This is a genomic window from Roseateles albus, from assembly GCF_028595345.1.
GTDB lineage: Bacteria > Pseudomonadota > Gammaproteobacteria > Burkholderiales > Burkholderiaceae_C > Paucibacter_A > Paucibacter_A albus.
Genome location: NZ_JAQQXT010000021.1, coordinates 16478 through 31200, shown reverse-complemented (window position 1 = coordinate 31200; position 14723 = coordinate 16478). Strand labels below are relative to the sequence as shown.

Below are 14723 nucleotides of genomic sequence, written 5' to 3'. Positions count from 1 at the left end.
CTCTTGGCCTTAACTACGGCCGTACGTATCTTCAAAGCGCACGATATCGTCCTCGCCCAGATAGGAGCCGGACTGCACCTCGATAATTTCAAGCGGCACCTTGCCCGGATTGGCCAGCCTGTGCGTTTGGCCCAGTGGGATATATGTGCTTTGGTTCTCGCTCAGCAGCAAAACCTTGTCGCCATTGGTAATCTCGGCTGTACCGGAAACAACAATCCAGTGCTCGGCCCGGTGGTGGTGCATCTGCAAGCTCAGCGTCGCACCCGGCTTGACCATGATGCGCTTGACCTGGAAACGCTCGCCCGAATCCACGCTGTCATACCATCCCCACGGGCGGTGCACCTTACGGTGCAGGGTCTGCTCACCGCGCTTTTCGGCGTCCAGATGAGCGACGATTTTCTTCACCTCTTGACTGCGGGCGCGGTCGCTGACCAGGATCGCATCGGGCGTTTCCACCACCACGACATCGCTCAGGCCTACCACGCTGACCAAGCGGCTGGTCGCATGCACCAGGGTGTTGTGACTGTCGCTGAAGATCGCGTCACCAATCGCCGCATTGCCGTCGGCGTCCTTGTCCGCCACTTGCCAGACCGCGTCCCAGGCCCCCAGATCGTTCCAGCCGGCATCCAGCGCCAACATGCGCAGCGGGATGCCGCTGCCGGGGCAGCGCTCCATCACCGCATAGTCGACCGACTCGGAAGGCACAGCGGCGAACTCGGCCTTGCCGGGACGGATGAATTTGGCGTCGACCGAGCGTGCCACCCAAGCCGTGCGGGCGGCGGCGGCGATGTCCGGGCGGAAGCGCTCCAAGGCCTTGATCCAGACGCTAGCGCGCAGCACGAACATGCCGCTGTTCCAGAAATAACTGCCTTCGGCCACATAACGCTCGGCCGTTGCAGCGTCGGGCTTTTCAACAAACTGGGCAACACCCAGACCGTTTGCGTCGGCCTCGGTGCGGATATAGCCAAAGCCCGTCTCGGCTCGGTCGGGTGTGATGCCCAGGATCACGATGGCACCCTCTGCCGCTTGACGTATTGCTTGTTGCAAAGCGGCGGTGAAGGCCGGGCCGTCGGTAACGGTTTGGTCGGACGGCGTGACCACCAGCACCGGGTCGGCACCATTCTCTAAGGCGTGCAGCGCAGCCAGGGTCAGCGCAGGTGCGGTGTTGCGGCCCATCGGTTCCAGCAAGACGCCGCTTGTTTCTTGGCCGGTTTCACGCAGCTGATCTAGCACCAAAAAGCGATGTTCTTCATTGCCGATGATGGCCGGCCCGGCCAGTGCGATGTCAGCCGCGGCCAGCGCGCCCAGGCGCTCGGCCGCTTGTTGGAACAAGCTGGTATTGCCGGACAAGACCAGAAACTGCTTGGGGAAGCCAGCGCGTGACAGCGGCCACAAGCGGGTGCCGCTACCGCCGGCCATGATGACGGGCAGAACTTGGATCAGAGACATTTCAGAGTTCCAGAAAAAAGAAAAAAGAAAATCAGGTGAAACCTTGCGGATTCATACTCTGCCAGCGCCAGCTGTCTTCGCACATCTGCTTGAGGTCGTGGTGTGCTTGCCAACCCAAGCGCTCAAGGGCAAATTGCGGGTCTGCGTAGCAGGCGGCCACATCGCCGGGACGGCGGGCGACGATCTCGTAAGGCACGCTGCGCCCGCTGGCCGCTTCGTAAGCCTTGACCAGATCGAGCACGCTATAGCCTTGGCCGGTGCCCAGATTGACGGTGATGGATTCCTTGCCGCCCAAGAGAAAGCGCAGGGCCGCGACATGGCCCTCGGCCAAGTCCAGCACATGGATGTAGTCACGCACGCCGGTGCCGTCGGGCGTGGCGTAGTCATTGCCGAATACCTGCAGACGCGAGCGCCTGCCGACAGCTACCTGCGCCACAAAAGGCATCAGATTGTTCGGCGTGCCACGCGGATCCTCGCCGATCAAGCCGCTGGCATGCGCGCCGACTGGGTTGAAGTAGCGCAGCGCGGCGGTTTGCCACGCGGGGTCGGCCGCGCCCAAGTCGCGCAAAATTGTCTCGCCCATCAGCTTGGTGGCGCCATAAGGGTTGACGGCCGACAACGCCGCGTCTTCGCGCAAGGGCAGTGTTTCCGAGACGCCGTAGACGGTGGCACTGGAGCTGAACACCATGCGTTTGCAGTCGAAGCGCACCATGGTCTCGCAAATATTGATCAGGCCGCCGAGGTTGTTGCGGTAATAGCTGAGCGGCTGGGTACTTGACTCACCGACCGCCTTGAAGGCGGCGAAATGCACAACAGCGTCTGGGTGATGCCGCTCGAACACCACATTCATGGCGCCGGCGTCGCAGACATCGGCGCGCTCGAACACCGGCTCTTGCCCACTCAATGTCTTCAGGCGATTCAGCACCTCGGGTGAGCTGTTCGAGAAATTGTCGACCCCGACCACCTCAAAGCCTGCAGCCTGCAAGGCTAGCCAAGTGTGCGAAGCGATATAGCCGGCGGCGCCGGTCAGCAAGATGCGTGCACTCATGTTGTCGGCTTCAGTACATCAGGATCTGACCGTAGCAGCCGTAGCTGTTGGCATCAAAGCTGTAAATCTCTTGCGAGCTGTTGCGTGAGGATTTGTTGAACTGGCAGCCCATGGTGATGCCGCGCGAATATTGCCAGCGTGCACCCAGATTGAAAGAGTTGTCGCGGTCGGTTTCGTCGGATCGAACGGTTGAGCCGCTGTAGATGCGGCGGCTATTTGCCGTGCTCAAGCCGCCGGTGAGAAAGACCTTGCCGGTCAATTCGTAATTCGCGTTGATTTGCAGGCCGTTGGTGATGCGGTCTTGCTCGGAACTTGTATTGGCGTTGGTGAACGAAGATTCCAGGCCGGTGTCGCGGCTGATGCTGCTCGAGACATTCCATTTGGCGGTCGGCTGCCAGGCCCAAGTGACCCGGCCGGTCACACCGGAGAAGTCGTTACCCACACCTTGTTTAATCTTGGAGCGACCGGTGCTGATGCGACCGTCCAGCGTGCTGGCGCCGCTGGCTACCCAGCGGGTGGTGAAGTCAATGTCCTTGCGCTCGAACTCGCGGGCGGCCACCGGCACGGTGATTTTCTGTGGCACACCATTGACCAAGATGAAGCCTGTGCGCGTATAGGCCGGGTATTTGTCGTTGGTCACACGGCCGGCCACGCCAAGGCGAAGGTCGGGGCTGGGTTGGTAGACGAGACCGAGGGAATAGCGGTTTTGGTCGAACTCAAACTGCGCGTATTCATCGGCGCTGAAACTGCGCGTGCGATAGCCTGCGCCTGCCTCCAGCGAATACTTGGTCACCAAGCCGACCCGCACCAGCCCACTCAAATTGGTGTTGTTCTCGACGTTCTTCTTGCGCAGAGCCTCGGCCGTGCGTTCGGTATAGGTACTCAGCGCCTGGCTGTTGTCGATGTTGATGTTGCCGGAAAAGCGCTCGATGGTCGACCAATCCAAGCCGCCCTTGACCGAGTAGCCGACATTGTTGAGGTCGGTGTTTTTGCTGTAGCGGTTGGTGTTGACGTTGACGTCCGCATAGACGCGTTGGCGGCCTATGGGCTGGTTGACGCCGGCCAATAAACTTGCGGTGGCGACGGTATCGTCGTTGGGGCTGTAGACCGAGCGATAGATATTCGAGACGCGGTTGATGCCGAGCGAGCCGCCGTAGTAATAGGGGTTGGATTCGGCCAATGCCGATGTGGCGCCCCCCCAAGCGAGTGTGCAGGCTGCAGCCAAGAGCAGTCGTCGTTGCGCGGTCGGCTTGAACATGTATGTCCTAATTAAATGGAGTTATCTGGCGAAACAGATCAGGCGGTCAATAAGCGTTGCGGTCAAACAGCATCAGGCGGGCGGTGCGCGCAATGATTTGCAAATCCAATCCCAAGGACCAATTGCGCAGGTATTCCAGGTCATATTCAACCCGGGCTTCCATCTTGTCGATGGTATCTGTCTCGCCTCGCAGCCCGTTGACCTGAGCCCAGCCGGTAATACCGGGTTTGACCTTGTGCCTGACCATATAAGCCTTGATCAGTTTGCGATACTGCTCGTTGTGAGCCACCGCATGGGGGCGCGGACCCACAATGCTCATTTGCCCCTGTAAAACATTGATGAACTGCGGCAATTCGTCAAGTGAGGTGCGGCGAATGAAGGCTCCGAACTTAGTAATGCGGGGATCTTCCTTGGTGGCCTGTTTAACCACGGGCCCATTGTCCTGCGTACGCATCGAACGGAACTTGTAGACAATGATTTCCTCGCCGTCTAGCCCGTTGCGCCGCTGCTTGAAAATAATGGGTCCGGGTGAACTGCGTTTCACGCCAATCGCGACGGCGATCAAAATCGGAGAAATCAAGACCAAAATCAAACTGGCCAAAATAATATCGCTGATGCGCTTGATCAACTCATTGGTGCCAGTGAATGGCGTTTCGCAAATGCCCACCACGGGAACGCCATTCATGTCTTGCAGGCGTCCTTGGATGATGCTGATACCAAAGACATCGGGCACAAAAAACAAAGATGCGGTCGTGCCTTGCACTTGTTCCAGCAACTGCACAATACGCGGCTGAGAGCCGAGTGGCAGCGTGATGTAGACCTCACGAATACTGTGCGCGCGCACATATTCGCTCAGGTCGCTGAGTTTTCCCAGTAATTTGTTGTTGGCGTCTTCATGCAGGCGATCGTCTTGCCGATCTTCAAAGTAGCCGAGAAAGTCTCGGCCTTGGTCGGGCCCGGCATTCAAGGCCCGCGCAACCTTGGCGCCGAGCGGGCCCGCGCCGACGATCACCGCGCCACGGCGTGCGCCACGGGTTCGGCGCGCACGCTCCCAGCGTCCGATCTGGATGGCGATGATTTGCAGTACCGGTGTCAGGCCCGCCCACCAGTACAAAACCTTGTTCTCGAAGTAGCCCATGCTGTTGGTGGCATAGCCGCACAGGGCAAGAATCACCAACAATGCGCCCCAGGAACTCAGCAGGTCGACGGCAGCGCTGATGCTGCTGCTGCCGGAGAAGCGGTTTCGACCCGGGAAGGTCAAGGCGAACACCAACAAGCACAGAGTGAGGCCGGACCTGAGAATTGGCTCGTCAAAGTAGGCGCTGACAGCCAAAAAACACAGCACGATGATGCCCGGTTCCAAGAATGCCGCTATCAGCGACTCGACCGACTGCGGCGCGCTGTAAAACGTTCTCTTGTAACTTCTGTCCTCGAACATTGATCTCCCTTACCCTTTGCTGATGGTTTGGCTTTGCCCCATGACTACAGGCACTCCAAGTCGATAGCACCAATAATGCCGACGGCCTCTGCACATCAAGGCAGAGGTTTGGAGCCGGCATTCTCTCTCAAATTTTTCTGAGCTTTGTTTCCCAGTTTCAGAGTTCGTAGGATTGACGCGACTCCCTACAATGCCGGCATGCTGAAATATTGGATGAACTTGGCAACGCCAGCCGCGCAGGATCGCATGATTCTGTTACTGAACCATGTCCTGAGCCGCGAATCTCACGCCACGGCTCGTTTGCTGCCTTTTGCAGGCAGGTCTGTTGTTTTGCATCTGCAGAACTGGCCAGCTTTGCTGCCGGCCGCTCCCGATTTGGTGCTGCTCGTCACGCCCGCCGGCTTGTTTGAGCGCCAGGCTGTGCCGGACACGGCAGCCGCGCTGCGGATTGAGCTGGATGCTGCCAATCCGGCCCTGCTGGCGCTGGGTGCGCTGTTGGGCGATAGACCCAGCGTGTCGGTGCAAGGGGACGCAGCCTTCGCGGGTGAGATCAGCTGGCTGATGGAGAACCTTCGCTGGGATATCGAGGATGACTTGGCCGGCATCGTAGGGCCGGCCGCAGCGCATCAGCTCTCCGTCTGGGGGCGCTCTGCCGCCTCAGGGGTCGCGGCCTTGGCGCGCGGTGCGGCGGCCTTCAAGCCGGCCGGACGTGGCGCGGCATGAGGTACTTCGCGCGCCTGTCCGTCATTGTTTGGACGATTCTGCGTTTCGGCCTCGATGAGTTGGCGCTGTCGGGTCTTCGGCGCAAGCGCTTTCGGCTCTTGCGCCGTGCGGTTTCTCTGGGCCGTAGCTGGGAGCAGCCGCGCGGCGTGCGCCTGCGCTTGGCGTTAGAGCATCTCGGGCCCATCTTCGTCAAATTCGGTCAGGTCTTGTCGACCCGGCGCGATCTGGTGCCCGAGGACATGATTGAGGAGCTGTCCAAGTTGCAAGACCGGGTGCCGCCGTTTCCGGCCGCTGAATCGCGCGCCCTGGTCGAGAAAGCTTTTGGGCGGCCGGTGGAGGATCTGTTTGGCAGTTTCGAGGCCGAGCCGGTCGCCAGTGCCTCGATTGCCCAAGTGCATTTCGCCACGCTCAAAGACGGGCGTGAGGTCGCGGTCAAGGTCCTGCGTCCCGGCATGCTGGACACCATCGACGATGACCTGGCCTTGTTGCGAACCGTCGCGGTCTGGGTCGAGCGCTTGTCGGCCGACGGGCGGCGGCTGAAGCCGCGCGAAGTGGTGGCTGAGTTCAGCACCTATCTGCACGATGAGCTGGATCTGGTGCGCGAAGCCGCCAACGCAGCGCAGCTGCGGCGCAATATGAGCGGCCTGGACCTCGTCATGGTGCCCGAGATGATGTGGGATATGTGCAGCTCCGACGTCATCGTGATGGAGCGCATGCACGGCGTGCCTATCTCGCAGCTGGAGCGACTCAAGGACGCCGGCATCGACATCCCCAAGCTCGCCCGTGACGGTGTGACGATATTCTTCACCCAGGTCTTCCGCGACGGTTTTTTCCATGCCGATATGCACCCCGGCAACATCCAGGTCAGCCTGAATCCGGCCACCTTCGGGCGCTATATCGCGCTCGACTTCGGCATCATCGGTACGCTGACCGAGGTGGACAAAGAGTACTTGGCGCAGAACTTCATTGCCTTCTTCCGGCGCGATTACAAGCGTGTGGCCGAGTTGCATATCGCCTCCGGCTGGGTGCCGGCGGGCACAAGAGTGGACGAGTTGGAAAGCGCGGTACGCGCGGTCTGTGAGCCGCATTTCGACCGGCCCTTGAAGGATATTTCCTTGGGCCAAGTCTTGATGCGCTTGTTTCAGACTTCGCGTCGCTTCAATGTCGAAATCCAGCCGCAATTGGTGCTTCTGCAAAAAACGCTGCTCAATATCGAAGGTCTGGGTCGTCAGCTCGATCCCAATTTGGACTTGTGGGCGACGGCCAAACCGTTTTTGGAGCGCTGGATGAACGAGCAGGTCGGCTGGCGTGCTTTGCTCAACCAAATTCAGAAAGAAGCGCCGCGCTACGCCCAGCTCTTCCCCGAGCTGCCGCGTTTGCTGCATGATGCTCTAAAGCGCCAAGCCTCCCCCTATGAAAGCCAGGCCATCACCGCCTTGCTGATTGAGCAGCAGCGCACTAATCGTCTGCTGAAGGGCTTGCTGTACGGGGCAGGGGGCTTTGTTTTAGGTTTGGTGGGCGCGCATCTTTTGCTGCGCGCCGGGCTGGTGCTGGGCGGCTGAGGTTTTGGCGATAATCCCGCACGCTTTTGTGTCACCAAACGATCTGTCGCCATGCTTTTGACCCTGGTATTTACCTATCTCCTCGTCACCATCGCGATCGGCCTGTGGGCCGCGCGGCGGGTCAAGAACACCGCTGACTTTGCAATTGCCGGGCGCCACCTGCCGCTGGTGATGATCATCACCACGACTTTTGCGACCTGGTTCGGCTCGGAAACGGTTTTGGGCATACCGGCCAAGTTCGTGCAAAGCGGCTTGAACGGTGTGGTCGAAGACCCGTTCGGCGCCGGCACTTGCTTGATCCTGGTCGGCATCTTCTTTGCCGCGCGGCTCTACAAAATGAGCTTGCTGACGATCAGCGACTATTACCGCGAGCGCTATGGTCGGGTGGTCGAGGTGGTGTGTTCCTTCATCATTATCTTGTCGTACCTGGGCTGGGTGGCGGCGCAGGTCACAGCGCTGGGCCTGGTGTTCAATCTGCTGTCGGGCGGCGCCATCAGCATTCCCATCGGCATGCTGATCGGCACGGCGTCGATCTTGGCCTACACGCTGTTCGGCGGCATGTGGTCGGTGGCGGTGACCGACTTCATACAGATGATCATCTTGGTCCTTGGCCTGAGCATCATTGCCTATTTCGCGGCGGATATGGCGGGCGGCGCCGACAAGGTGATCGCCCTGGCGAGCAGCAAGGAGTTATTCCGTTTCCTGCCCGAGCCGAGTTTCCACGACATCGTGTTCTTCCTGGCGGCGGCGGTCACGATGATGCTGGGTTCGATCCCGCAGCAAGACGTGTTCCAGCGCGTGATGTCGGCCAAGAATGAATATGCGGCCACGCGCGGCCCGGTGATTGGCGGCATCTGCTACATCTTGTTCGCCTTCGTGCCGATGTTTTTGGTCACCAGCGCCTTGATCATCATGCCCGAGCAGGCTGCGCAGCTGATCGCTGACGACCCGCAAAAAGTGATTCCCACGTTGGTGATGGAGCGCATGCCTTTTGTGATGCAAGTGATCTTCTTCGGCGCGCTCTTGTCGGCCTTGAAATCCACCGCCTCGGCCACTTTGCTGGCGCCTTCGGTGACCTTTGTCGAGAACATCTGGCGGCAGTTTTTTCCGCGCATCAGTGATAAGCAAGAGCTGCGCACCATGCGTATCGCGGTGCTGATCTTCAGCGTCTGCGTCTGCGTCTATGCGATTGCGCTGGAAGGCACGCCAATTTACGAAATGGTATCGGCTGCCTATCAAGTCACATTGGTCGGCGCATTTGTGCCGCTGGTGTTTGGTCTCTATTGGAAGCGCGCCAGCACCCAGGGCGCGGTCTTTTCCATCGTGCTGGGCTTGCTGGCTTGGGGTTTGTTCAAGCTGACGCCGGCCGGTGAGGTCTTCCCGGCCCAGTTGGCGGGTTTGTTGGCGGGTGTTGTCGGTATGTTGGTGGGCACTTTGGGCCCGCAGGCGATCAAGAATGTGCACGCTTCGCACCACAAATTGGCGCATGGCGCCGCCGCGTGAAGGCCTCGGTGGGAGCGGGTTCACGCCGGGCCTTTATAATTTGCGGTTTTGAATCAACGGTTTAGACCATGCCTATCTACGCTTACCGCTGCGCCGAATGCGGTCACGCCAAAGACGCCTTGCAAAGGCTTTCCGATGCACCGTTGACGACCTGCCCGGCCTGTGGCGCCGAGGCCTTTCAAAAGCAAGTCACTGCCGCCGGCTTCCAGCTCAAGGGCTCGGGCTGGTATGTGACCGATTTCAAGGATGGTGGCGCCAAGGCTGCGACCGCCGTAGCCCCCGCTGTGCCGGCCGAATCCGCCGCGCCTACGGCTGCGCCAGCGCCGGCTCCGGCACCAGTGGCGGCCCCGGCCGCTGCGCCGGCACCAGCATCCAGCCCGACCGCCTCGTCCTAGGACTGCCTTGAAAAAATACATCATCACCGGCCTGCTGGTCTGGTTGCCGCTGGCCATCACCATCTGGGTGTTGCTGTGGGTGCTGGGCCTTATCAACGGCGTGTTCACCTCGCTGCTGGCCGCTTCGCAGGCCTTGCTGCCGGCTTCAATGGCGCAGAACATCGACGAGCTGCGCCATATCCCAGGCCTGGGTCTGCTGATTCTGGTTGGCGGCATGGCGCTGACCGGCATGTTCGTCGCCAATATCTTCGGCCAATGGTGGTTCAAGCAATGGGACCGACTGCTCTCCAATATTCCTATCGTTAAGAGCATTTACAGCTCGGTGAAACAGGTGTCGGACACGCTGTTTTCCAGCAGCGGCAATGCCTTTCGTGAGGCGGTGCTGGTCCAGTATCCGCATCAGGGGAGTTGGACGATTGCCTTCGTCACCGGCAAGCCCGGCGGTGAAGTCGCACACGCCTTGGGTGAGCAAGAGCATGTCAGCTTGTATGTGCCGACCACGCCGAATCCAACCTCGGGTTTCTTTCTGATGATGCCGCGCAGCTCGGTGCGGCCGCTGAAGATGAGTGTTGATGCGGCGCTCAAGCACATCATCTCGATGGGTGTGGTGGCGCCGGATGAAGCGCAGTCACTTGATCCGAATGCAAAGGGGCGGCCCAATCTACCGGGTTGAGCATCTCGGCACATGCTCAGCCCTGAAGGCTTTCAAACCAGCCTCTTAGCGCCACCCTTACCGACAAATTTCGCTGCCTGCGCCAGTCTGCGCGGCGGCCCCAAAGAACACTGGAGTATTCCCATGAGAACTTGTTATGCCGGCCAAGTCAGCGAAAAGCTGCAGGACCAAACCGTTACTTTGATGGGCTGGGCCCATCGTCGCCGTGACCATGGCGGTGTGATCTTTATCGACCTGCGCGACCGTGAAGGTCTGGTGCAAGTTGTCTGCGACCCGGACCGCGCGGATATGTTTGCCATTGCCTCAGGTGTGCGCAATGAGTTCTGCCTGAAGATCGTGGGCAAGGTTCGCCTGCGCCCGGCCGGCACCGAGAACGCCAACCTGACCAGCGGCAAGGTCGAGGTCTTGTGTCACCAGTTGGAAGTCCTGAACGCCAGCGTCACGCCGCCGTTCCAGATGGACGATGAGAACCTGTCCGAGACGACCCGCCTGACGCATCGCGTGCTGGATCTGCGCCGCCCATATATGCAGAACAACCTGATGCTGCGCTACCGCGTCGCGATGGAAGTGCGCAAATACCTGGACGAGCGCGGCTTTGTCGACATCGAAACACCGATGCTGACCAAGAGCACGCCGGAAGGCGCGCGCGACTATCTGGTGCCTTCGCGCGTGCATGACGGCATGTTCTTCGCGCTGCCGCAATCGCCACAGTTGTTCAAGCAGTTGCTGATGGTGGCCGGTTTCGATCGCTACTACCAAATCACCAAGTGCTTCCGTGACGAAGACCTGCGCGCCGACCGCCAGCCCGAGTTCACGCAGATCGATATCGAGACCTCCTTCCTCGGCGAAGAAGAGATCCGGTCCATGTTCGAAGGCATGATTCGTCACGTCTTCAGCAAGAACTTGAATGTTGACTTGGGTGACTACCCGGTCATGACTTACGCCGATGCGATGCACCGGTTCGGCTCGGACAAACCTGACCTGCGCGTCAAGCTTGAGTTCACCGAGCTGACCGATGTGATGGGTACGGTGGACTTCAAGGTCTTCTCGACACCTGCCACGACCAAGGGCGGCCGCGTCGTTGCTCTGCGCGTGCCTGGCGGCGCTTCGATCAGCCGTGGCGAGATCGACAGCTACACCGAGTTCGTCAAGATTTACGGCGCCAAGGGCCTGGCCTGGATCAAGGTCAATGAAGTGGCCAAGGGTCGCGAAGGCTTGCAGTCGCCTATCGTCAAGAACCTGCATGACCAGGCTGTGGCCGATATCCTGGCCCGTACCGGCGCGCAGGATGGCGACCTGATCTTCTTCGGCGCTGACCGCGCCAAGGTCGTCAATGATGCCATCGGCGCGCTGCGCCTGAAGGTCGGTCACAGCGAGTTCGGCAAGGCCAACGGTCTGTTCAACGACGTGTGGGCGCCGCTGTGGGTGGTGGACTTCCCGATGTTCGAGCAAGACGAAGAGGGCGGCCGCTGGAACGCGGTGCACCATCCCTTCACGGCGCCCAAGGATGGCCATGAGGATCTGATGGTCACCGACCCGGGCGCTTGCATTGCCAAGGCCTACGACATGGTCTTGAACGGCTGGGAACTGGGCGGCGGCTCGGTGCGTATCCACAAGGCCGATGTGCAGAGCAAGGTTTTCAGCGCGCTCAACATCAGCCCCGAAGATGCGCAAGAGAAGTTCGGCTTCCTGCTCGACGCGTTGCAGTACGGCGCGCCTCCGCACGGTGGCTTGGCCTTCGGCCTGGACCGCATCGTCACCATGATGACCAAGGCCGAGTCGATCCGCGACGTGATCGCTTTCCCGAAGACGCAGCGTGCGCAATGCCTGCTGACCGGTGCTCCAAGCAATGTCGACGACAAGCAACTCAAAGAGCTGCACATTCGTTTGCGCAATGCGGTGGCGGCGCCTAAGGCCTGACAGCCTGAGAGACTGCATTTTTGGCGTCAAAAGGGGCGGCTTAGGCTGCCCTTTTTTTGTTTCAACTCTGCTCTTGCGGCGCCCGGCACGGTATTTCAATGCTGATGCGGGTGCCCAGGCCTACCTCGCTGTTGAGCCTGACCTGGCCGCCCAACAGGCCCGTGACCAGGTTGTAGACAATGTGCAGGCCTAGGCCGGAGCCGCCTTGACCGAGCTTGGTGGTGAAGAAGGGATCAAAGGCTCGCTGCAAATGTTCGGCCGGCATGCCGCGGCCGTCATCCGCAATCTCGATCAAGACGCTGTCCTCTGGGAGTGCGCGCGCCATGATGGACACGCAGCCGGGTCGGCCGGGCTCGAAAGCATGCAGCACGGCGTTGTTGACGATATTCATGAAGACCTGGATCAAGGGGCCTGGGTAGCTGTCCATCTGCAGGCCGGGCGGCACGTCTTCTGCCAGCCGAGTTCCGCTGAGCTTGAGGCTGGGCCCGAGGCTGAGTGCGGTTTCATGCAGCACTTCGCGCAGATCGAAGCTTCTGCGCTGGTAGCTGGATTGATCCACTGCGACTTGCTTGAAGCTGCTGATCAACTCGGCCGCTCGGCTTAGGCTGGCCTCCAACATCGTGCTGGCCTCGCGCAGCCCGTCTAAAAAAATCTGCAAGGTCGAGCGGCGCAAGCCGTCTGCGATGGCGGCCTCGAAGGCCGTCTGGCGCGCCGCCAAGGTCGAGGCCATCAGCATGGCGTTGCCAATAGGGGTGTTCAGCTCATGCGCGATGCCGGCGACCAGGCTGCCCAATGAAGCCAGTTTTTCAGTCCGAACCAACTCGGCCTGGGCATGTTTGAGCACGCTGAGCGCTTCGTCCAGATCCTGGTTGCGGCGAGCCAGCTCATCGGTGCGCTCGGCCACCCTTGCTTCCAGGCTGATATTGAGCTGACTCAACTCGGCAGCAATACGGAGCTTTTCGGTGACGTCCAGGTAACTGGCTATCACCGTGCGCTCACCATGCACGTCGATATAGCGCCCCGACACCTCGCATTGCCGCACCGAGCCATCGGCATGGCGTAACAGCGCTTGACCGCTGATTGCTGCTTCATGCTTCAGCATCTCGTCCACAAAGCGATTGCGTTCCGCCGGGTCTATCCAAAAGTCGAACTGCGTGCTGGGCTTGTTGTCACAACTGCCGGGTGCGTAGCCGAAGGCCTTGTACCAAGCCCTGTTCCAGAAGGTCGGTGAATCGCTGCCGCTCACCAAGCGTGTGCGTGCCATCGGCAGCGGCGCGTATTCGAACAAGGCCGTCAGGCTTTGCTCGCTTTGCCGCAGCTGCGCCTCGACGGTTTTGAGCTCGGTGATGTCGGTGGCCACAGCCAGCACAAGCCTGGCGCGGCCTTGGCCGATCAAGCGGCTGGAGTAGGTCAGCCAGAGCGCTTCACCTTGCGCATTCTTGGTCTGCACCATGACCGCCGGCAAGCGACCGGTACGGTCCAGCTCGCGCCCCTTGGCCAGCATGTCCTCCATCGAGGCCACCAGACCAAAGTCGATGGGGCTGCGGCCAATGGCTTGTTGCGCGCTGACACCCAAGGCCTGTGCGAAGGCCGGGTTGACGTCCACATAGTTGCCATCTTGAAAGCTGGCCAATGTGATGGGGTGCGGGAAGGCGTCGAAAATCATTCGGAAGCGCTGCTCGGTGGCATCCAGGTTTTCTGCCATCACATTGAAGGAGCGCGCCAGGTCGCTGATTTCGTCGTTGCCAACAATCGGGGCACGGGCATGCCGGTCGCCCGCCTGCAAACGTTGCTGAGCCAGGCTCAGCTGCAGCAGCGGGCGCAACACGAAGCGGCGCAGCAGCAGCGCCCCGGTCAAGGCCAGCAGGGCGCACAGCGCCAGGCCCAGCAGGCCCAGTAATTGCAGATTGCCGACCCGCTCGAACAGGCTGGCCTCCGGGAGCGCGTAAATGACCTGCCAGCCCAACTCGGGCAAGGGCTTGGCCAGCACATGCCAGACCTTGTCGCCGATCGCCACGCGCTGCAAGCGGGTGCTCGCATGCGCTTGATTCCCCAAGGCAGCAGTCACCGCATGAGCTTGCGGCTGACTGGCCGCGTTGGCAGGGCTCAAAGCCTGCCCCTCTTCGCCCAGGCCGCCGGCGAGCAAGCGCGCCTTGGCGTCCAGCACCATCAATCGGGCGTCGCGCTGCGCGCCGTTACCGATGGCGAAACTCAGCATTTGTTCAAGCTTGAGATTCGCCAGCAAGGCGCCGACCTGGCGCCCGCGTTCATCGAACACGGGCGTGGCAATTTGCAAAATCAAGTCGCCCGAGCTTTCATTGATGGCCGGCGCCGCTACAGCCTCATGGCCCACCATCAGCGCAGCGTAGGGCCCCGCAGCTGGGTTGCGCGACCAGGTCTCACTTTGCGCCGCTGCCGCCGCCAAGCCTTGCTGCGGCAAAAACTGGAAGGCCTCGAAGCGATCGCTGGCACCTTCCCAGCCGCGCAGGGCCGGTGTTATGTGCGCCGGGTTTGCTTGCACCAATGATTCAGACCGGGCCAGCATGCGCAAGGCATCGCGCGCGCCGCCCAGCTCCAAAGTCAAGCGGCTGATGCTTTGCGCAAGTGTGGCTTGCGCCCGCTCCTGTTGTTCGTCCAGCAGTGAGCTTTGGAGCAGCAGGCTCCCGCCGTAGAGCGCCACGCCCCCCAGCGCCAGCATTGGCGCAATCACGCTGACAACAATTCTGGGCAGCAGCTTCATGAATCCATTCGGCT

At 60.6% G+C, this 14723-nt stretch carries 11 protein-coding genes; 6 read left to right on the top strand and 5 right to left on the bottom strand.

What is annotated here, in order from left to right:
* Positions 1-9: 9 nt before the first annotated feature.
* Genes PRZ03_RS22780 through PRZ03_RS22765 form a run of 4 tightly spaced genes read right to left on the bottom strand, consistent with a single transcriptional unit; the run spans position 10 to position 5193 of the window.
* Entirely contained in the window at positions 10-1449 is a 1440-nt protein-coding gene (locus PRZ03_RS22780) for a mannose-1-phosphate guanylyltransferase/mannose-6-phosphate isomerase (protein WP_273602404.1), read from the bottom strand.
* A 31-nt stretch (positions 1450-1480) separates the two neighbouring features.
* The gene (gene galE / locus PRZ03_RS22775) at positions 1481-2497 is read right to left on the bottom strand and encodes a UDP-glucose 4-epimerase GalE (protein WP_273602403.1); all 1017 of its coding nucleotides are present in this window, start codon (positions 2495-2497) and stop codon (positions 1481-1483) included.
* A gap of 10 nt (positions 2498-2507) precedes the next feature.
* On the bottom strand, positions 2508-3755 hold the full coding sequence (locus PRZ03_RS22770) for a porin family protein (protein WP_273602402.1): 1248 nt from the start codon (positions 3753-3755) through the stop codon (positions 2508-2510).
* Between the two features lie 46 nt (positions 3756-3801).
* On the bottom strand, positions 3802-5193 hold the full coding sequence (locus PRZ03_RS22765) for an undecaprenyl-phosphate glucose phosphotransferase (protein WP_273602401.1): 1392 nt from the start codon (positions 5191-5193) through the stop codon (positions 3802-3804).
* 198 nt (positions 5194-5391) lie between these two features.
* On the opposite strand from PRZ03_RS22765, the gene PRZ03_RS22760 reads away from it, so the two are divergent.
* The 6 genes from PRZ03_RS22760 to aspS all read left to right on the top strand — a co-directional run bounded on the left by PRZ03_RS22760 (position 5392) and on the right by aspS (position 11969).
* A complete protein-coding gene (locus PRZ03_RS22760; protein ID WP_273602400.1) occupies positions 5392-5916 on the top strand; it encodes a hypothetical protein in 525 nt (174 codons plus the stop codon).
* On the top strand, positions 5913-7478 hold the full coding sequence (ubiB, locus tag PRZ03_RS22755) for a ubiquinone biosynthesis regulatory protein kinase UbiB (protein ID WP_273602399.1): 1566 nt from the start codon (positions 5913-5915) through the stop codon (positions 7476-7478). Before PRZ03_RS22760 ends, ubiB begins: the two co-directional genes overlap by 4 nt.
* A gap of 51 nt (positions 7479-7529) precedes the next feature.
* Entirely contained in the window at positions 7530-8981 is a 1452-nt protein-coding gene (locus tag PRZ03_RS22750) for a high affinity choline transporter 1 (RefSeq protein ID WP_273602398.1), read from the top strand.
* Positions 8982-9049: 68 nt separating this feature from the next.
* Positions 9050-9376, top strand: a complete 327-nt coding sequence (locus tag PRZ03_RS22745; protein ID WP_273602397.1) for an FmdB family zinc ribbon protein — start codon at positions 9050-9052, stop codon at positions 9374-9376.
* Between the two features lie 7 nt (positions 9377-9383).
* Positions 9384-10049 (top strand): DUF502 domain-containing protein, encoded by a 666-nt coding sequence (locus tag PRZ03_RS22740; protein WP_263535706.1) that lies wholly within the window; start codon positions 9384-9386, stop codon positions 10047-10049.
* Positions 10050-10172: 123 nt separating this feature from the next.
* A complete protein-coding gene (gene aspS / locus PRZ03_RS22735; protein ID WP_273602396.1) occupies positions 10173-11969 on the top strand; it encodes an aspartate--tRNA ligase in 1797 nt (598 codons plus the stop codon).
* 61 nt (positions 11970-12030) lie between these two features.
* Here the strand turns inward: aspS and PRZ03_RS22730 are convergent, their stop codons facing one another.
* Positions 12031-14709 carry a PAS domain S-box protein gene (locus PRZ03_RS22730; RefSeq protein WP_273602395.1) on the bottom strand — a complete coding sequence of 893 codons (2679 nt, stop codon included), beginning with the start codon at positions 14707-14709 and terminating at the stop codon, positions 12031-12033.
* Positions 14710-14723 lie beyond the last annotated feature (14 nt).

Excerpts from the sequence above, each read along its gene's own strand:
- PRZ03_RS22780 (WP_273602404.1), bottom strand. The coding sequence starts at position 1,449 with ATGTCTCTGATCCAAGTTCTGCCCGTCATCATGGCCGGCGGTAGCGGC.
- galE (WP_273602403.1), bottom strand. The coding sequence starts at position 2,497 with ATGAGTGCACGCATCTTGCTGACCGGCGCCGCCGGCTATATCGCTTCG.
- PRZ03_RS22770 (WP_273602402.1), bottom strand. The coding sequence starts at position 3,755 with ATGTTCAAGCCGACCGCGCAACGACGACTGCTCTTGGCTGCAGCCTGC.
- PRZ03_RS22765 (WP_273602401.1), bottom strand. The coding sequence starts at position 5,193 with ATGTTCGAGGACAGAAGTTACAAGAGAACGTTTTACAGCGCGCCGCAG.
- PRZ03_RS22760 (WP_273602400.1), top strand. The coding sequence starts at position 5,392 with ATGCTGAAATATTGGATGAACTTGGCAACGCCAGCCGCGCAGGATCGC.
- ubiB (WP_273602399.1), top strand. The coding sequence starts at position 5,913 with ATGAGGTACTTCGCGCGCCTGTCCGTCATTGTTTGGACGATTCTGCGT.
- PRZ03_RS22750 (WP_273602398.1), top strand. The coding sequence starts at position 7,530 with ATGCTTTTGACCCTGGTATTTACCTATCTCCTCGTCACCATCGCGATC.
- PRZ03_RS22745 (WP_273602397.1), top strand. The coding sequence starts at position 9,050 with ATGCCTATCTACGCTTACCGCTGCGCCGAATGCGGTCACGCCAAAGAC.
- aspS (WP_273602396.1), top strand. The coding sequence starts at position 10,173 with ATGAGAACTTGTTATGCCGGCCAAGTCAGCGAAAAGCTGCAGGACCAA.
- PRZ03_RS22730 (WP_273602395.1), bottom strand. The coding sequence starts at position 14,709 with ATGAAGCTGCTGCCCAGAATTGTTGTCAGCGTGATTGCGCCAATGCTG.